The following is a 19,213-nucleotide window of genomic DNA, read 5'->3' as shown; positions in this document are numbered from 1 at the left end:
TTCTGTGAATGGAGTCAGCGGACACGCTCGCCGCACAGGGGCGGCGCTGGAGGCTGCACGACGGAAGCCGACGAGTTGGGAGGTCAACGTGTGGGCAACGTCGGACAGGCCGCAGATCAAGCATGGTTGATTTGTGGATCTTTTGCCCGATTAACTATTCGTCACGCCAATCATTCATCAGGCAATCACTGTCCGGACGACGCTTTCTTGATCATCAGAGAATCTGTCATGGCCGGGCTGGCTGCGGGATCGGGCGATGTCCGTCCTCGGTCATCGCCCATATTCAGCAGGATGAGGAAAGTGGGCGGTGCCTCTCGCCAAGACAGACGCGGCGCCGCCGATACGGTGTGACTCAATCATATCGACTCGCGCCCGTCAGGCGTGTGCGCCTTAGCGGTGCTGGCGGAACAGCCACTCCCGAATGGGTTCAATGGTGTAGGCGATGCGCCAGGTATTGCGATGGCCGCTCGCGCCGGCACTCGACTGGTTGGGGGGAATGACCGTGCCTTTGGCAAACGACACATAATTAATTGGGCACTCCTCAGACTCGATAGCCTGGCTGGCCTTGCGGAACTGGTCGGCCGACCACCGACCGTCCCAGACGGCGGTCGCTATCTTCGCGCCCTCTTTTTTCAACACCTCGGTGATCGCGTTCTGTCCCGGAAAAGCCTTGTCGTCATCCTGCGACACCAGAATCCACAGTTTTTGCCGGGCAAGCGGTTTGACCAGCGCCGGGTCCCACTGCCCCGCCACGAGAAACGAAGCGGCGAAAAAGGTCGGGTACTTGATGTTCATCGCTATCGACATCATGCAGCCGCCGGACTGCCCGGTTGCGTAGCATCGGTTGCGATCGATATTGTACTGTTCCGACAGCGACGTGATGAGATTGAGGGTGGCATCCAGCGCATCAGAAGTTTTCGAGTCGTCATCCGCGATAATTTCTGCGTATTGCGGCGCCAGCACAAACGCCGGACGTTGAGCCTGATCGGCCGGGCTGGCCCACGCAATCGCCCCCAATCCCTGATAGAGCGTGGAGCGAGTCACGTCGCTGGTGGCCCCGGCATCGTGCATGAACAAGACCAGCGGATACTTCTGTTTCGGGTCGTAGTGCTTGGGCACAAACAGGTTGTAGCGCAATGTTTTACCCGTTTTCGCATCGGTAAACATCAGCGACTCGAAGTCATCGACGACAAGATTTTCAGCTTGCGTCGTCGTCAGCGGTGCGGGCATGGCGGCAATGCGGTCCCCTTGCACGCTCTTGATATCGCCGGTTTGATGCACCTTGCCGACGGGGAGCGCATACGTCGTGTCGTATGCCGGAATATCCCCTGCTTTGCCGGGGCCGCCCTTGCCGCCGGACGACGGCGGCTGCGTACCCTTTTTGACGTCCTTGCCGTTCTTCGCGTCCATTTTCTCCACCAGCGGTGCATTCGCATCATCCGGCGATAGTGTAACGATAACGAAATGACCGCCGGCCGCTTTGTCGGCGGGGTTGGCGGAAGCGCTGGCGAACACGCCGGTGACCGTTCGGCCTTCCACGCTGAAATCGGCCTTGCTAAGAGACTCGCCGCTGACGGCCTCGTCATATTCCACGGCAACGGCGGTCAACCGAATGCCATCGCCAAAGACCTGCGTTATCGCGCTGGCGCCTTTGACCTTAGCGCGGATGCCCTGCTGGGCCAGCGCGGAGGAATTGATGGCAATCATGGCTCCGGAAAGCAAACTCATCATCAGAAAATCACGACGTGTGGGCATGGTTCATCCTTTCATTGCAAAGTCGTTAGTCTCGTTGGTCATATACCGTACCGGCACTTTTCTTCCACCTTGCCAACCGCGCGGGATCAGGCCGTGGGACAAACGCCGTCGACACACTATCTATCCTAGACCGTTGCCAATCTAATTCGTTGCAATCCACTGATGTCATTACGAATTTTTTACACTCAGCGCTTTCGGAAGCGAGAGGGAAGACAGCGGAAAATGCCAAACAGCCGGGGAAAGCGAGCGTTCGCAAATGAGACAGGGACAGATCACTGCGGGCGAACAGCGTGAACGTCCCGGCGCCCTCTCCTCTTCTACGGCGACGTTAGCGCCAGCCCAGTCCCGGCGCAACCTGCGTCAGTATCGATTCGATCACGTGCGCATTGTAGTCAACGCCCAACTGATTGGGCACGGTTAACAGCAGCGTGTCCGCTTCGGCAATCGCCTCATCCTGCGCAAGCTGCTTGATAAGCTGGTCTGGCTCGGCGGCATAACTTCGGCCGAAAATCGCCCGCGTTTTGTCGTCGAGGAACCCCACCTGATCGGCATCCTGTCCCCCACCGCCAAAGTAGCCGCGATCCCGATCATCCAGCAGCGCGAATATGCTCCGGCTCACCGACACACGGGGTTCGCGCGCGTGTCCGGCCGCTTTCCATGCGTCGCGGTAGGCGCGGATCTGTTTAGCCTGCTGGATGTGGAACGGCTCTCCGGTTTCGTCGTCCTTTAACGTGGAGCTTTGCAGATTCAGGCCAAGTTTGGCCGCCCACTCCGCCGTGGCGTTCGAGCCAGCCCCCCACCAAATGCGTTCACGCAATCCTTCCGAAAAAGGTTCGAGGCGCAGCAGCCCTGGCGGATTGGGAAACATCGGCTGCGGATGCGGCTCGGCAAAGCCTTCGCCACGCAGCGCATCCAGCAGGACCTCGGTGTGGCGACGCGCCATGTCCGAGTCAGTCTCACCCTCCGCAGGCTGGAAGCCGAAATAACGCCAACCGTCGATCACCTGCTCGGGGGAACCCCGGCTGATGCCGAGCTGAAGGCGCCCGCCGGAGATCAAATCAGCCGCGCCGGCGTTCTCTGCCATATACAGCGGATTTTCGTAACGCATGTCGATGACGCCAGTGCCGATCTCAATACGGCGGGTTTTCGCCCCCACTGCCGCCAGCAGCGGGAAAGGCGAACTAAGCTGACGCGCGAAATGGTGCACTCGAAAATAGGCGCCATCCGCGCCCAGCTCTTCCGCAGCGACGGCCAGCTCGATGGATTGCAGCAGCGAATCCGCCGCTGAACGCGTTGCCGACTGTGACGAGGGCGTCCAGTGGCCAAACGACAAAAAGCCTATTTTTTTCAAGAAGTTTTTGTCCTTATAGNGAAGATGGCGAGCCAAGGAGCCACGCGACCTTAAAAGGTATCGCCGAGCTATAAATTTTAGATGAGACTACGCAGAAAGACCAAAACTGACCGGTTCCGCCGCACAGCAGGTCAACCTGGCCCTGCGGGGTTCACGTCGCCGTCACTGCCGACTCTTTCTCCCCTACTCCAGCCATTCGGGCAAAACGTGGCGCAGACTCGCCGTCCACGCCACCCGGCACGCGCTTATTGTTGTCGTTGCAGCGCTTTGCCTATCATCGTGGTGAAATTATTGACGATGGCGTCTTCCGCACAACCTGCTTTCAGCGGACTCGCCTTCACTTCAAAGACCTCATTGGGGTATGCGGCGTCGTCCGGGATATAGCCGATACGATCGTTGACGATAGAGGTCAGGATAGTTTTGAGTAGCGGCGAACTTTTCGCGAGTCGATAGCCGATGCGGGTCATCACTTCGCCCGAGACGCCGGCAATCGCCGTGTCGTTCAGCATCACCAGACCCAGGCGAAGATCCACGTTATCGACTTGGGCTTGATTCATGTTCTCGGTGGTCTCCGTGCCCTGCTGCGTCGGACAGCTGACCACTTTTTCCTCTGCATGAATGTTCACCCGACGCGTCATGTCACTGGGCTTTATCGCGCTGGCGACGCGCACAATCGCCTCGCCAGCGGCCAGCCCCTGAGTTGTGGCCGCATTCCAGGCGAACGCCGCGTCTTTCTCATCGGTGTCCGACAGACCCGTGCGGAAAATCCTCGGATTCTGGTCCGCGACCATGCCTGCCGACCACAGCGACACCACATTTTCCCCCAGCGTTTTCTCTACATAGTCGGCGGCGACCCCGGTCAGATCCCCGGTAACCTGCTTGATGCCCAGCGTCGCCATGGAGTGAACTGCATAATTCGTCAGCAGCGCGATTGGCTGACCGTCTAGCGAATCAAACTTCATCACCCACAGGCCTTTATCGGATGGTCCGGTGGGGTTGACGCCCATAATCCAGCCATCGGCGGTATATTCATCGCGATTGACGTTGATGTTGACCGTCCCTTTTCCCACGCCGAAGCGTGCGGGTTTGGCCTGCTGGTCAGACTGACGAAGCGCCTCGACCATTTTAGTGTAGAGTACTTCGCTCCAGGCCAAAGACGTCGTTGTACCCTCATGCGCCATCGCGCCTGGAGAGACATTGCCTACCCGCGGCGCGCTATGATCGTGCGTGGCGAAGATCAGGATGTTGGCGAACGGTATCTGCAACTCTTTTTCTATCCGCTGACGCACTGCGGTCGTGTCGCCGACTTCCATGGCGTCCACTGAAACCAGCGCGACCTTGTTGCCGCCGCTGTGAATGAGCAGCGTGCGCATATAAATGGGGTCGTGTACCCCGTTGAAATCCCCGCCCATCGGGTTCATGTCTTTCAGGGTGGTGGGCGTGATATCCACTTTGGCGGCACCGACGCGCAGCAAATCGTTGTTCGCCGCCAGGGCAGGCGAAAGCAGGCTGCTGGCGCACAGCATCACGCCGAACGCGACGGAGGTTGGATGTAAAAGGGGAAGGCAAAAACGCGTAGACATAGGTTGTTTCCTTTCAACAAGTTGTATCCGAGAGGGTAAACCGTTGCCCGACAGGCCAGCTACCGGCTGAGATCGCTCACCACACCGCGGCGCGCAATATTCATTTTTGCCTGCGCAGGACGACGGCAAAGAATGCCTTTTCCATGGTACTCTTCGGTACCAAGTATTGATTCACGACGGTACCCTGTCAACGGCATGGCAATGAGGAAGCCTTACGATGAAAAAGAAGCCGCTCATCTCGCCTGATGGCATGGCGGATGCGACGCTAAAACGGCGCACCCACATTATCGATGCCGCTGACCGCCTGTTTCGTCAGCATGGCTTCACGCGCACGACCACCAGCATGATTGCCGCGCAGGCAGCGGTATCAAAGCGCGATCTGTACGCGCTCTTCCAAAATAAAAACGAAATTTATTATTCGGTCGTCGAAAAAAATCAGCGCCTGTTTCTGGATCTTCCGCGCCCGGAAGCCGAGGACCTGCCGATGTTGGCGTCGCTGATAAAAATTTTTCGTCTGGATATGGATGACGCGGCGGGGCGACGTCGGCTGGAGTTCATCCGCGTTTTTATGAAGGCCGCCGTAGAAGCGCCGGAGGCGTCCGGTCGCCTTTATGCCAGCGGACGATTCCATCCCCGTGAGGCGCTCATGGCCTGGCTGCTGACGCAGGCCCGACGCGGCAAGTTACCGCTAGAAGACGAAGAGGATGTGAAGGTCTATTCCGGCATGCTGATGAACATCGTCTTCGGCGCGCTGCTCCCCGTGCGACACGACGGCGAGGAGATAGGCGACCGCACTACGCATGTCATCAAAGCGCTGACCATTTTCCTTCAAGGTGTAGGCTGCGACATAAGCTAATCTATTTTTTATCTATAAGAATCATACACCTGGCAAATAAGGTTATCCGGAATTCATCTATGAGACGCGGCGGAGCGATTGCTAGGATGAGGGCTACGGCGCCGTTGCGCCTTCGCCTGCGAGGAGAAATACTTATGTCCACCATCGAAGTGACCGCCACTCAGCCGGAAGTCCGGGTCAATTCCGCCGAACCATTTACGCCGCTCCCCCGCCCGACGTCGCCTGCGCATATTATCGCCAGCGATGAAGAGGCTATCGCCGTCGCCGAACGGCTGGCTGCGCAGTTTGCGCAGGGTGCCGCGCGCCGCGATCGTGAAGGCATTTTGCCGATTGCCGAGCTGGAGACGTTTTCACAAAGCGGGCTATGGGGCATCACCATACCGCGCGCCTACGGTGGTGCTGGCGTTTCCTACTCCACGGTGGCGCAGGTGATCGCGATTATCTCTGCGGCAGATTCGGCTCTGGGACAGATCCCGCAGAACCATCTGGCCGGCGTAGCGCATTTGCTGACTGACGGCACCGAGAATCAGAAAAAAACGCTGCTGGCCGGGATTCTCCAGGGCATACGCTGGGGTAACGCCTTCTCAGAAAAGGGCGGGGCCACCGTGTCCGACTTTAAAACCACGCTGCGACGCGAAGGCAAGGAGGTCGTCGTCACCGGAGAGAAGTTCTACGCAACCGGCGCACTGCTCGCGCATGTCGTTCATACGGTCGCCATCGACGAGGAAGGGTTGCCGCATCTGGTCGTATTCGATCGCGACGCGCCGGGACTGACGGTGATCAACAACTGGTCGAGCTTCGGCCAGCGCACTACCGCCTCCGGCACCGTCATACTCGACCATGTTCGCGCCCCCATTGAACGCGTTATTCCTGCCTGGCGCGCCTTCGATCGCCCGACCCCTTCCGGGCCGATTTCGCAGATCATTCAGTCCGCCGTAGACGTCGGTATCGCTCGAGGCACGATAGCCGATACGATGTCATTCGTGCGGGAAAAAACGCGCCCCTGGATCGACAGCGATAAAGAGACCGCAGCGGAAGATGTTTTCACCATCGCCGCCGTAGGCGATTTGTCTATTCGCCTGCACGCCGCCGAAGCGCTGCTGGCGCGCGCCGGGCGACTGATTGACGTTGCCGTGGCGACGCCAAATGAAGAAACGGTGGCCGCCGCCGCTATCGCCACCGCCGAGTCGAAAGTGCTTTCCACCGAAATTGCCCTTCTGGCCGGGAACAAGCTGTTCGAGCTGGCCGGAACGCGCTCCACGCTGGCCGAATACAATCTCGACCGCCACTGGCGCAACGCCCGGACGCACACGCTGCACGACCCGGTGCGCTGGAAGTATTTCCACGTCGGCAACTACTATTTGAACCAGGTGAATCCCCCGCGTCACGCCTGGAACTGACCGAGTAAGCCACGACCTACGAATAGTTGAAAAGAAGGACGTCAATGAAAGATCTGAGCTGAAAAGTGGAGCAATGAAACCGTTTCGCCGCCAATGTCGCGTATCGCCCAGACCTCGTCTGGGCTGATTCACGATGCAAACGTCATCGTCATGAGCCGTTAAATGGTGACGGGTTGAAGCTCCCGTCAAAATGACGGAATACCCCATCGGGCGAAACCACATCGGCCGATAATCTAATAGCCGCTGGCCGCGCCCTCGGCGTCTCTCTCAGAATAAAAACGCCGGTTTTAGTAGGACGAGATCAACTCCATCACCCCGTTGATGATGAACTGTACCCCCATGCAAACCAGCAGAAAGCCCATCAGGCGCGAGACGGCGTCGATGCCGCTTTTACCAATCAAACGCATGATAAAACCGGCGCTTTTCAGGCACACCAGCAGGATGAGGGCCACCGCAATGAACGTCACCACCGGACTCACGACCAGCACCCAAGGTTCGAATCCGAGCGAGTTGGCTTTCAGCGTCGATACTGAGCTGATGATCATCGCTATCGTCCCCGGCCCTGCGCTTCCGGGCATTGCCAGCGGCACAAACGCGATATTTTCCGAATCCTTTTTGGTCACGTCCGGCACTTTTTGATCCGCCGATGCCGTCTCGATATGCGACTTCTGGGGAAACAGCATGCGGAAACCGATAAAGGCGACAATCAACCCGCCGGCAATCCGTAACCCCGGGATTGAAATGCCGAAGGTATTCATGACCAGCTGACCCGCATAAAAAGCCACCATCATGATCAAAAAGACGTAAAACGCCGCCTTGGTGGACTGCTGGCTGATGTCCTTGCGGGTCATGTTTCCCGACAGGCTCAACAGCAGCGCCACCGACGTCAAGGGGTTGACCAACGGCAATAGCAGCACCAGCCCCAACCCTACGGCTTCAAACAATTCAGAGATCCCGGTCATACGGCTTCCTTATAATTCCAGCGATGCAATGAACCTCAGCCTAGCATAGGAAAAATGGCAGAGAACAGGGCGTTATCGCCAGAGAGGGGTCCAACCCGACCCGGCCATGGCTGACCCTCGCACGGTATGCGACCCGCTGTCACGACGCGGGAGACCGGTCTTTCGTCGCCGCTTGTCGGGAGAGGTTATCGCTTATCTAGACGACTACTCATCGTCCATAACGCACAATAACGCTGTTACAATGGCATCGGCGGGCTTTGCCCAAGATTCACTTATTTAACACAGGGAGAATCGTGTATGTCTGAATTACCCCCCGTGGTCGACCATGTGATCATCAACGTCGCCGACCAGTTGGATGAAGCCAGCACGCTGTTTCGTCGTCTCGGCTTTCAACTCAGCGAACGCGGTCATCACACGATGGGCTCCAGCAACCATTTGGCGATCTTCGGCGAAACCTATCTTGAACTGCTGGGCTATGAACCCAAAACCGGCAAAGACTTTTGCCAGTCCCCGCTCGGCCTTAGCGGACTGGTATGGAAAACCCCAGACGCGGACTCCGTCTATCGGCACCTGCAACAGCAGCAGCTCGCCGGGGAAACGCCCGCGTCCTTTTCCCGACCGGTCACGCTACCAGACGGGAGCCAGATAGAGGCGCGCTTTCGCATCGCCCGTTTGCGCGCCGACGCCATTGGGAACGGCGTCAGCTTCTTTTGCCAACATCTGACGCCGGAAGCCGTGTGGCAGCCCGAGTGGCGCAAACATCGTAACGGCGTCGTCGAAATCACAGAATTCGTCATCGCCGCCGAGCGTCCGGAGGACGCTGCCGCGGTCTACCGGCGACTGTTTGACTCCGCGTTGTTCACACCCGCCGCCGACGGTGAATTACGCTTACAGGCAGGAGAGACGCGGGTTCGCTTTATCAGTGCCGACTCCGCCCGCGCCGAATTCGGCACGCTGCCCAGCGATGACAACGGTAAACCCCGCATGACGGCACTGAGCTTCAAGACCCGTTCGCTTGACCAGACGCGTCAGAGCCTGCTGGCCGGCAATCTGCCGTTTGTTGAGAAAGAAAACGACATTCTGGTGCCGACGGAAGCCGGGTTTAATCTCGCGCTAAGGTTTCATCCCTAACACCCGTGAAAATCTGCGGCAACTGACGGAACGCTCACGTCCGACGGCGGTCGGATAAATAAGGAGAGGGAGCGTGACGTCAGGATTACAGATGCGAATGCCATCCGGAGCCTCGTCTGACGCCGTTTGCCCCGCTATTTCCGACGAATTTTTGCAATTTCGTCGTCCTCGTTGCCCGCCCTTGTCAAGCGGTTTTGCGAGGGACGGCGACGATCACACAACGATTGATAGCCGCCGCCGTGAGCGGCCATACGATGGACCGATGATGAAAAAAACGTTTCTGCGCGCCTCCCTGGCGATGGGCTTCATGCTGCTTTGCGAACTGGCTCAGGCCACGACATTCACCGCCGGCGCAGGCCGGGCGGACATCGCCATCCCAGNCGACATCTACCCTATCGACGGTTTCGTCGGGCAGCACGATCCGCTGGCAACACGCGTGATTCTGCTGGATGACGGGACGACCCGGCTGGGCATTATCGTCGTGGATCAGACGTCGCTGTCCGACGAATCGATCGCCAACATGAAGGACGCCCTCCAGCAGGTGGCGCAGGTCGCCCCGGCGCAGACGATCGTCAGCGCCAGCCACGGCTTTTCCGCGCCGCACGTTTTGCCGCATGAACATACCTCGCCGGACGTTCAGGCTCAGTCCACGCGGATGCAGCAGGCGCTCCTAAATGCGGTACGCTCGGCGGCACTGTCGGCGGTCAAATCCATGACCATCGCCCAGGTGGGCTACGGGGAAGGCGTCAGCCGGGTGAACGTTAATCGCGACGTCTCGACGCCGTTCGGCTGGTGGCTCGGCGCCAACGGAGAAGGGAATAGCGACCCGGCGTTGTCCGTGTTGCGGATCGACACCGCTCGGGGTGCGCCGCTGGCCGTTGTGATCAATTACGCCGTCCAGTCTTCGGTGATGGATGGCTCCACGCTAAAAGCGGGGGGCAAACTGATCACGTCGGATCTGGCGGGCGTCGCCACGCGCTACGTGGAACAGCACGGCGGCGCGCCGGTAGCGGCATTTTTGGTGGGCGCGGCGGGCGATCAGGCGCCTCGTCGTCAGGCTAACCGGCATGTCGTCAACCACGACGGCAGCGTCACACGCGTCGATAGCCATGAAGAGGGCTTTACGCTGCTCGATCAACTCGGCACGGAATTAGGTCGCGCGGCGACTGAAGTCTCCGGCGGCATTCACGCCGCCGCCACCCCCACGCTGACGCTGGAAAGAAAAAGCGTCACGGTGACGTCGCAAACGAACTCGCCCGGAAATGCGCCCAAAGGTCCGGTGACCACCTATACTTACACGCCGGGCCGCCCCGTCGCACTGCCGGTGGNGTTGATCCGGATCGGCGATATCGCGCTGGTCGGCGTGCAGCCGGAGCTGGCGGCGCAGATCGGCGAACGTATCAAGGCCGAGTCGCCGTTTGCGCACACATGGGTGCTGACGATGGTCGACGGCGCGGCAAAATACCTGCCGGATGACGCCAGCTACAACCGCTTTACCTACGAGGCGCGCAGTTCCGGCTTCGCGCAAGGTTCGGCAGACAAGCTGGTTGACGCCGTTCACGGCTGGTTGAACGATTTACATCGCGCCGCGCCGCATCCATAACCTAACCGCATGGGGCATTTTTCCTAACATGCGTGGTGCGACACAGAGACGACAGAGGATTTGACGGCGGGAAAACAACGGTGAAGTCATACCGCGGGACGGCATCGCCGCCTTTATGTTGTGTCATCGTCCTCGCCGTCCCTTCGGCCTTCAAGGGCTATTTCTCACTGCCAGTCCGCGTTACCGACTTCCGCCCGTTTCGGCGGTCATTACGCCCTACGGTCATTACCCAATGAAACAGGAGAATGAACATGAAAGNGCTCGGTTATGCCGCTAAGTCCGCCCAGGCCCCTCTGGCGCCGCTTGAGTTCACCCGCCGCGAACCGCGACCTGACGATGTCGTCATTGAAGTCTTGTACTGCGGCGTCTGTCATTCCGACCTGCATCAGGCACGCAACGACTGGGGAATCAGCTTTTATCCGCTGGTGCCCGGCCATGAAGTCGTTGGTCGCGTCACCGAGGTCGGCAGCGAGGTGACCCAGTTCAAACCGGGCGATCTCGCGGGCATCGGCTGCATGGTGGACTCATGTCGCGAATGTCAGCCCTGTCGGCAAGGTCTGGAGCAGTACTGTGAAGAGGGAAATATTCAGACCTACAACGGACACGATCGCCACGATCACCTGCCGACCTACGGCGGCTATTCGCAAAAAATCGTCGCGTCGCAGGACTTCGTGCTGCGGATCCCGGACAGTATCGATCTGAAAGCCGTCGCTCCGCTGCTGTGCGCGGGCATCACCACCTGGTCGCCGCTGCGCAAGTGGAACGTGACCAAAGGCAGTAAAGTCGCCGTCGTGGGGCTAGGCGGTCTGGGTCATATGGCGCTGAAGTTGGCGCATGCGATGGGCGCGGACGTTACGCTGTTCACCCGCAGCAAGAGCAAAGAAGCCGACGCTCGCCGTCTGGGCGCGCATCACATCGTGCTCTCATCCGATCCGACGCAGATGGAAGCGGTGAGCAACCACTTCGATCTGATTATTGATACGGTGCCTTACGAGCACGACGTGAATCCGTATATGACCACTTTGGCATTGGACGGTACGCTGGTGTTTGTCGGCCTGATCGGCAACGTCGAACCGGCGCTAAGCACAATGCCGATGGTGTTAGGCCGCCGCTCCATCGCCGGCTCCTGCATCGGCGGAATTGCGGAAACACAGGAAATGCTCGATTTCTGCGGCAAGCACGGCATTGTCTCTGNCGTCGAGGTGATCGATATCCAGCAGATCAACCAAGCCTATGAACGGCTGCTCAAAAGCGACGTGAAATATCGCTTCGTCATCGACATGGCCTCGCTGAAGGCATGACAATCAAGCGTTAATCCTCGGCGTATCCAGCAGCCCGCATCGTGATGAGATTCATGGCGATGCGGGCCGTTTTTATTACAGGCAAAAAAAGCGCCGAGGAGCGATCCACGGCGCCATCGCCAGAACGCTCACGGTCGTCAGCGTCAGGGGTAGTTCACCCAGTCGCCGCCGTTGAGTCGTATCCAGGTTTTCCCCTGATAACGCATGACCACCGCCCCGTCGTTTTCTGACACTACCGGCGTCTTCGGCAGATTGTCGGTCAGGACAGACATATTGACGTTGGCCGCGTTAAACACCTGGCCATCTACCACGCGGGAAATCAGCTCGGACAGCGCCAGCATACTGGTCGGCGCATCGACGCGCAGCGGCTGCTCCTGATGCGGCGCTTTCATCCCAGCGAACAGAATGCCCACCGGCACATGCGTGATACTGGGGCTCGGGATATCCCTCAGACCGGACATCTGCATCTTGTCGCCCGCCAGCGCCGCGCCGTGTTCCGGCACGACGATCACCATCACCCTCCGTCCCGACTCATCGAGCTGGCGCATAAAGGCTTCCAACTGATCGAACATCTGCTGCGCTCGCGGCTGATACGGCGCGGATCGCGTCGTCCCCAGTTCGCGCGTGCCGTCATGCAGCGGGATCATGTTGACGAAGGTCGCGCTGCGCGTCTCATTACTCTGCTGGCGGTCATCAGCCCAGCGTTGCATCAGCTGCGCGTCGTTGAATACCGGCGTGCCATCGAAAGAGGTATAGGCCGGCGCTATCCCCGCCTGAGACAGCAGCGGCGCCCCGATCCCGCCCTGCTCACGCAGGGACTTCAGGTAGTTGCCGAAATTACCGGGGTGATCCAGCATTAACTGCTGACGGAAGCCCAGTTTTTCCAGATTTTCGAATAGATAGCAGTGATCCGCCGTCGGCTTGTAGATCTCGCTGTGCGGCGTCTGACCACAGCTGGCGCGTAGCAGACGGATGCCCGCAGGGCCGCTGTAACCCGTCGCCGAATTGTAGTTGCCGAGCAGAATATCGAACCGTTTCCACAGCGGATGATGACGGAGCTGCACCGTGTCCAAGTCAGACCACGACAGCGAGCAGATATTGACGATCAGCACGTCAAACGGCTGCGAATCCGCCGGGAGCGTTTCAGGAAAGTGCGTAACCCGCAGCTTTTCCTGCGCGTAAAATCGCGACAAAAAGGCCGTCAGATTGGCGCTCGTCGGCGGCGCGCTCTCGTCGAGTCCATCCGCAGAGGCGTTGGGCGCGCCGGGCTGCGGCGCATTGGAGTTGATGACCACTTGGGGGGTGGCGGCCGTCGTCGGCAGCAGTGAAAACGCCGGACCGGCAATATTGATCATATTGATCCAGCACAACATGGCCGTCACCAGCACGGTAACGCGCACCCACTGGGCGATAAACAGGTACAGAACCCACATCACAAACGCGCAGGCCACCATCCGGCCATTGATGAATCGATCCGCCAGATCGAGCAGATAATCGCCCGAAAACTCGGTAAGCTGCTCTCCCTGACTGAGAATAGTTTGAATCCCCGGCAGCCAGGTGTCGTGGTAAAGCAACGCGATCCCGACGGGGATCGAGATCCACTGACGCAGGCGGCGCAGGCGCTGAGACGGCAGCGGAAAAACCAGCCAGCATAGAAAGACCAGGTTATCCAGCGCGTGAAAGTTAAGATAGCCGAACCACAGCAGTGCGAACTTCAGCAAGAAATAGAAATTCCAGCCGCCCAAACCTCGCCAGCAGCTCCAGGAGGACGCCCCATTGGACGCCGCTTGTTTTACTTCAGTCATGATTATTTCACATCCGATTGTGAAGATTTTCGCCGCCAGGTTCCCACATATTTCATCGCGCGCGACGGCGTCAAACGATAAATAATCCCCCGCCAACGAGCAGACAGCCTGCGGGGAAAAAGCGTTCTCAACACTAAAATAGTCAGCAGGAAGAGAATGCCTGCATGCATGATTTCCATCAGGTTCATTTGTCCGTTCCTTTTCCCTGCGCCAGTGCGATGCGTTGCGGTACCCGTCGCGGCGCTGGCGGTGCCGATTCAGTTTTCGTCACGCGTACGGCAGCGTCGGCCGCCGACGNACGCGGAACCCTCGCCCCCATCAGACGGATTTCCGACAGAACAGGCAGATCTTCACACCAGACCTGACGCTCGGAGAACATCTCGTCGCACGGCAACGGGAAGATGGACGCCAGCGCCGTTTCAAGATCGTGCAGATGGCAGGAAAATAGGAAAAGGTATAAGCGGTTATCCATCACCGTGAACACATCGCCGTTACGCCGGGTTTTGCACAGCGTCAATGCCTGCTCCGCCCGCAACTGGCTCACTGGTGTCAACGCCACCAGCACACCTTTGCTGTTTTCCGGCAGCAGCGGGTCGTTCATCAGCAGCGTCACCGTATGACAGAACATTTCAAGAGCCATAAATCCTTTCTGGCGCAGCGGCTGCTGCAGCTTCCGCAGTACACTGAAATCTTTCGGCACGTCGCGTTGATAACGTTGCCCTTGCAACCCTTCGAGCATCATCAGAAAGCGCGACAACGAAGTGCCAAACGGCACGATAATATTGACCCCGCAGGCTAGCAACAGGCGCTCGTCGTTCTGACGCTGACCGACCTCCATCTCGCGAACGACAATCTTCAGTCCGGGGCCGCGAAGGCTGCGCAGTCGGTGGATATGGCGAGCCAGCCCGCCGGTCTGATCGTTGTGGCTGAGGCTGAAGATCACCGTCGCGGAATCGGCCCCTTCGGCCTGTGCATAAACCCGCTCGTTGCCGTCATGTAATTGCCACTGGTCCGATAATGGGGGCGCCCCTTCCAATACGCTGCGTTCGGCAATAAAAATATGTTCGTCATTTAAGGTTAATGGCGCGNTTTGCTCTTCTTTTTTCATCAACGAAAAGCGATTTTGCTCAAAATTTAACGCTAACTGTCGGTCTGCCAGTAATCGCGTAGCGTTATACCACCAATGTATTCTGTATTTCCAATTATCTTTTGGATATTCGAGACAGGAAAGACCATTTAAATAACAAAATAGGCCATGCAGATGATCACTGAGGGAGATTATTTTTCTTCCGTAAGTAATAATTAGCAATGAAATCTTTTTCCTTTTTAATACACTTTTTACTCTTTTTAACCACTCAGACAATTCTGAAGACGTTAATTTATCCCAATCACTAACCTCGGTATAAAACAAAACCAAGCGAGGAGTAGAGGAGGATGAAAATAGACGTAAAAAATCTTTATCCAACTTCAATAATGCTCTGTTGGTTTGCGGTAATGAATACATCGGAATACGATTCGGCCCTGAAGTCAGCGGCGGAGTCAGCAGCTCCTGCGGCGCGGTGGCTGAGCTGAGCAGCGTCACCGCTGACTGGGCGCTCATGACCTGCCGCGCCAGTGCAATAGCATCTTCCTGCCGTTGAACCGTAATCCAATAACACCCTGCCGGTTGAATCAGCATTAATTCATCCGGCAGTTGTTCTATTCCTAACGTAGAAAAATATTTCATAGGTTGTTTTTTATAATAGAGAGAACAAAAACGACGTTATCACTTGTCGTTAATTTTAAATTAAATGTAATATACTCAACAATGATTACCTTTTATCCCATTAATTATGGCAACGAACCACCCTTTAGCTCACAATGCAGATTAATCCGATAATTATAATTAAGCCAAAAGCTTTATTCTTAATCAATTATAAAATGATAACCATCAGTGGACGATGAAAAGAGAAAACGCCGTTTATAAAAATTCGGGTTGCCTACACCCGCAAAATGACATTGCCATATTGAATAAAGTTTTTTCATTAGCGCCTATTCGGTATGTCGATATTGCCAGAGAAAATCGTCTGGCCAGAATTATTGCGCGCTGGTCTTTACTGCATGAATTTAATTCCAGACAGCAAGAGAATCGTGACCCATGCCAATAATTGCTTTCCAGGGAATACGCGGCGGCGCTGGAACCACCGCACTCACTTCCGCGCTGGCCTGGGCTATCAACCAGAGCGGTGAATCGGTCATAGCGTTGGACTTTTCTCCCGCCAACCAGCTTGGTACCCAATTCAACACGCCGGTGTCCTACTGCGACGGCTGGATGCGCGCAACGCTGGACGATGGTGACTGGCGGGAAAACGCCCTGCGCTATCTCTCCGGCCTCGACTTCATCCCGTTCGGCCGCTTGGACGCCGACGAGCAGATGCGCTATCAGACGTCGTCGGATTTCCTTCAGCCCTGGATCGACGATCGCCTGAAGGGCCTGCGTCAGGACTACCGTTGGATTCTGCTGGACGTACCGGCGCATCCGCTTCCGTCAACGCAGCAACTGCTACACGCGGCAGACCGGGTGATCCGCGTGATCACGCCGGACGCCAACTGCCACCTGCGTCTGAATCGCGACCCCGTCGACGCCAACAACCTGTATCTTATTAACCGGTTCAACGTCAACAGCGCCGTACAGCGGGATCTGCACCAGCTGTGGAGCAGCACGCTGCAATCGCTGCTTCCGGTCATCGTCCATCAGGATGAAGCCCTTTCCGAAGCGATGATGATGAAGCAGCCCGTTGGAGAGTATCNCCCATCCAGTCTGGCGTCGGAGGAGGTGGCGACGCTGGCGACCTGGCTGCAATTGAACGTGACGGAGCGAAAAGCATGAATCTACTACGCTGGCTGCTCTGTCCGCCGATTCATCAGGCGCTACAGCGCCGCTACCACAGCTATCGTCACAGAGGCGTGTCAGGCCCGACGGCGTGCTTGCAGTGTCTGTGGGTGGTGCTGGCGTGGACTTTCTGTCGTCTGGAAACCCCCGCCTGGCAGCGCATTATCGCCGAACGGCATCAGCTGTTTCCACATATCGCCTCTCAGCGACCGCGACCGCTGGACGCGCTGCGTTATCTGCTGCAACTGGCCTGGCTGCTGCTGGTTTTCCCCAACGACGCCCGGCGTTCTTCGTTCAGCTGGCTGCTGAACGGCCGTCGGCGTCTCTACCGTTGGTTTGACGGCCTGCCGGAACGCGCTTTCCAGCGCAGGCTCCCTGCGCGAGCCGAGCGCCAGGTCAGTCGGCTGCCGCTCTGGCTGCGACGGCTCACTCTCATCGGCTGCGCAATCCTCGTCGGGCTGCTGGGACTGCTCTGCATCTCGCAGCCGTTTGATATCGCCACCCAGTTTATTTTCGTCCTGTTGCTGTGGGGCATGGCGATGGTAGTGCGTCGGCTGCCTGGCCGTTTGCCGACCATCATGCTGATCATGCTGTCGCTGACCGTCTCCTGCCGTTATCTCTGGTGGCGCTATAGTTCGACGCTCAACTGGGACGACCCGGTGAGTCTGGTCTTCGGACTGCTGCTGGTCGTCGCCGAAACCTACGCCTGGGGCGTATTGGTTCTGGGCTATTTTCAGACGCTGTGGCCGCTGCACCGCCAGCCGGTCGCCCTGCCCGACGATCCTGGGGTCTGGCCGACGGTCGATCTACTGATCCCCNCCTACAATGAACCGCTCAGCGTCGTCAAACCCACGCTCTATGCCGCGCTGGGCATCGACTGGCCGCAGGACAAGTTGACCATCTACGTACTGGATGACGGCGACCGACCGGAGTTTCGCGAGTTCGCCGACAGCATCGGCGTTCGCTATATCGCGCGCACCACTCACGAACACGCCAAAGCCGGCAACATCAACCACGCCCTGCGCACCGCCTGCAATAGCGAATACGTCACCATTTTCGACTGCGACCATGTGCCGGCGCGTTCCTTCCTGCAGATGACGATGGGCTGGTTCCTGAAAGACCCGAAGATGGCGATGTTGCAAACGCCGCATCACTTCTTCTCGCCGGACCCGTTCGAGCGCAATCTGGGCCGTTTCCGGCGTACGCCAAACGAAGGCACCCTATTCTACGGACTGGTGCAAGACGGCAACGACGTCTGGGACGCCACGTTTTTCTGCGGCTCCTGCGCCATCATCCGCCGCAGTGCGCTGGATGAGATAGGCGGCATCGCCGTCGAAACCGTCACGGAAGATGCGCACACCTCGCTGCGTCTGCACCGACTGGGCTACTCGTCGGCCTATATCCGCATCCCGCAGGCGGCCGGGCTGGCGACGGAGAGCCTGTCCGCGCATATTGGCCAGCGCATCCGCTGGGCGCGCGGCATGGTACAGATTTTTCGTCTGGACAACCCGCTGATGGGGAAAGGGCTGACCTTCATGCAGCGGCTGTGCTATGCCAACGCCATGCTGCACTTTCTCTCCGGCATCCCGCGACTGATCTTCCTGTTGGCCCCGCTGGCTTTCCTGCTGTGCCATGCCTACATCATTTTTGCGCCAGCATTGGCCATCGCCATTTACGTACTGCCGCACATGCTGCATACCAGTCTGACCAACTCCCGCATTCAGGGACGCTATCGTCACTCGTTCTGGAGCGAGGTATATGAAACCGTGTTGGCCTGGTATATCGCCCGGCCCACCACCGTCGCACTGTTCAATCCCAACAAGGGCACGTTCAACGTGACGGCCAAAGGCGGTTTGGTGCCCCAGAAACACCTCGACTGGGTGATCACCCGCCCTTACGTCATGCTGGTGCTGCTGAATCTGGCAGGGCTGGTCATGGGGTTCTGGCGGCTGTACTGCGGTCCGCAGCACGAGGTGCTGACGGTGGTCATCAGCCTGATCTGGGTGCTGTACAACATGGTGATCCTCGGCGGCGCCGTTTCCGTCGCGGTCGAAGCCAGGCAGTTGCGCGAGTCGCACCGTGTAGACATCAATATGCCCGCCGCGCTGGCGCGGGAAAACGGCCATATGCTGCCCTGCACGCTGCGCGATTACTCAGACGGCGGCGTCGGCGTAGAGCTGCGGGAAGAACTTGCGCTGCGCGCGAAAGAAAAGGTGTTTCTGATACTGCAACGAGACGGTCAGGAGTTCTATTTCCCTTGTTATGTCCAACGCACTCTCGGACGCGCAGCCGGAATTCGGCTGCACAATCTGACGACCGAGCAGCAGGTCGACTTCATTCAATGCACGTTTGCTCGCGCCGACACCTGGGCGCTGTGGCAGGACAGCTTCCCNCAGGACAAACCCCTGCATAGCCTCGCGGATATCACCGTGCTGGGTTTCAAAGGTTACTTACGTCTGGCCGAGTACGGACCGCCCCGATTACGGCGGCTGTTCATGATACTGACGACGNTCGTCGCCTGGATGGCTTCATTTTTTCCCCAACAGGTCAGGATCAACTCTGCCGGCACGTCCGGCCAGAAGGCATGACCACAA

At 58.1% G+C, this 19,213-nt stretch carries 14 protein-coding genes; 7 read left to right on the top strand and 7 right to left on the bottom strand.

The window, feature by feature from the left end; genetic code table 11:
• Positions 1-390 precede the first annotated feature (390 nt).
• The 3 genes from RZ35_RS00245 to RZ35_RS00235 form a co-directional block, all read right to left on the bottom strand.
• Positions 391-1,755, bottom strand: a complete 1,365-nt coding sequence (locus RZ35_RS00245) for a carboxylesterase family protein (RefSeq protein WP_026741495.1) — start codon at positions 1,753-1,755, stop codon at positions 391-393.
• Between the two features lie 328 nt (positions 1,756-2,083).
• Positions 2,084-3,106 carry an LLM class flavin-dependent oxidoreductase gene (locus RZ35_RS00240; RefSeq protein ID WP_026741494.1) on the bottom strand — a complete coding sequence of 341 codons (1,023 nt, stop codon included), beginning with the start codon at positions 3,104-3,106 and terminating at the stop codon, positions 2,084-2,086.
• 245 nt (positions 3,107-3,351) lie between these two features.
• The gene (locus tag RZ35_RS00235) at positions 3,352-4,689 is read right to left on the bottom strand and encodes a neutral/alkaline non-lysosomal ceramidase N-terminal domain-containing protein (RefSeq protein WP_026741493.1); all 1,338 of its coding nucleotides are present in this window, start codon (positions 4,687-4,689) and stop codon (positions 3,352-3,354) included.
• A gap of 217 nt (positions 4,690-4,906) precedes the next feature.
• On the opposite strand from RZ35_RS00235, the gene RZ35_RS00230 reads away from it, so the two are divergent.
• Both RZ35_RS00230 and RZ35_RS00225 read left to right on the top strand, forming a co-directional pair.
• Positions 4,907-5,545: a TetR/AcrR family transcriptional regulator gene (locus tag RZ35_RS00230; protein ID WP_051625414.1), complete on the top strand. Its 639-nt coding sequence runs from the start codon at positions 4,907-4,909 to the stop codon at positions 5,543-5,545.
• A gap of 134 nt (positions 5,546-5,679) precedes the next feature.
• On the top strand, positions 5,680-6,945 hold the full coding sequence (locus RZ35_RS00225) for an SfnB family sulfur acquisition oxidoreductase (protein ID WP_026741492.1): 1,266 nt from the start codon (positions 5,680-5,682) through the stop codon (positions 6,943-6,945).
• Between the two features lie 287 nt (positions 6,946-7,232).
• On the opposite strand, the gene RZ35_RS00220 is transcribed toward RZ35_RS00225, so the two are convergent.
• Positions 7,233-7,907 carry a MarC family NAAT transporter gene (locus RZ35_RS00220; RefSeq protein WP_026741491.1) on the bottom strand — a complete coding sequence of 225 codons (675 nt, stop codon included), beginning with the start codon at positions 7,905-7,907 and terminating at the stop codon, positions 7,233-7,235.
• A gap of 297 nt (positions 7,908-8,204) precedes the next feature.
• Here RZ35_RS00220 and RZ35_RS00215 point away from each other — a divergent pair, with 297 nt between their 5' ends.
• Positions 8,205-9,038 (top strand): VOC family protein, encoded by an 834-nt coding sequence (locus RZ35_RS00215; protein ID WP_026741490.1) that lies wholly within the window; start codon positions 8,205-8,207, stop codon positions 9,036-9,038.
• Between the two features lie 1,848 nt (positions 9,039-10,886).
• Positions 10,887-11,942 (top strand): NAD(P)-dependent alcohol dehydrogenase, encoded by a 1,056-nt coding sequence (locus tag RZ35_RS00205; protein ID WP_026741489.1) that lies wholly within the window; start codon positions 10,887-10,889, stop codon positions 11,940-11,942.
• Between the two features lie 143 nt (positions 11,943-12,085).
• Here RZ35_RS00205 and bcsG read toward each other — a convergent pair whose 3' ends face one another.
• From bcsG to bcsE, 3 genes are read right to left on the bottom strand one after another with little or no spacing between them, the layout of a single operon-like run.
• Positions 12,086-13,747, bottom strand: coding sequence for a cellulose biosynthesis protein BcsG (bcsG, locus tag RZ35_RS00200; protein WP_026741488.1), 1,662 nt, complete (start codon positions 13,745-13,747; stop codon positions 12,086-12,088).
• Between the two features lie 2 nt (positions 13,748-13,749).
• Positions 13,750-13,935, bottom strand: coding sequence for a cellulose biosynthesis protein BcsF (locus RZ35_RS00195; protein ID WP_026741487.1), 186 nt, complete (start codon positions 13,933-13,935; stop codon positions 13,750-13,752).
• The gene (gene bcsE, locus RZ35_RS00190) at positions 13,932-15,473 is read right to left on the bottom strand and encodes a cellulose biosynthesis protein BcsE (RefSeq protein ID WP_026741486.1); all 1,542 of its coding nucleotides are present in this window, start codon (positions 15,471-15,473) and stop codon (positions 13,932-13,934) included. The genes RZ35_RS00195 and bcsE overlap by 4 nt, the downstream gene beginning before the upstream one ends.
• A 214-nt stretch (positions 15,474-15,687) precedes the next feature.
• Here bcsE and bcsR point away from each other — a divergent pair, with 214 nt between their 5' ends.
• The 3 genes from bcsR to bcsA all read left to right on the top strand — a co-directional run bounded on the left by bcsR (position 15,688) and on the right by bcsA (position 19,207).
• Positions 15,688-15,894 (top strand): cellulose biosynthesis protein BcsR, encoded by a 207-nt coding sequence (gene bcsR, locus RZ35_RS16990; RefSeq protein WP_071999713.1) that lies wholly within the window; start codon positions 15,688-15,690, stop codon positions 15,892-15,894.
• Entirely contained in the window at positions 15,885-16,616 is a 732-nt protein-coding gene (bcsQ, locus tag RZ35_RS00185; RefSeq protein WP_026741485.1) for a cellulose biosynthesis protein BcsQ, read from the top strand. The genes bcsR and bcsQ overlap by 10 nt, the downstream gene beginning before the upstream one ends.
• The gene (gene bcsA, locus RZ35_RS00180) at positions 16,613-19,207 is read left to right on the top strand and encodes a UDP-forming cellulose synthase catalytic subunit (RefSeq protein ID WP_026741484.1); all 2,595 of its coding nucleotides are present in this window, start codon (positions 16,613-16,615) and stop codon (positions 19,205-19,207) included. Before bcsQ ends, bcsA begins: the two co-directional genes overlap by 4 nt.
• Positions 19,208-19,213: the final 6 nt, after the last annotated feature.

It is taken from the genome of Lonsdalea quercina subsp. quercina, from assembly GCF_000688655.1.
Taxonomy (GTDB): Bacteria; Pseudomonadota; Gammaproteobacteria; order Enterobacterales; family Enterobacteriaceae; genus Lonsdalea; species Lonsdalea quercina.
Note: the sequence above shows the minus strand (reverse complement) of the source record. Positions and strands in the feature narration are given on the sequence as shown.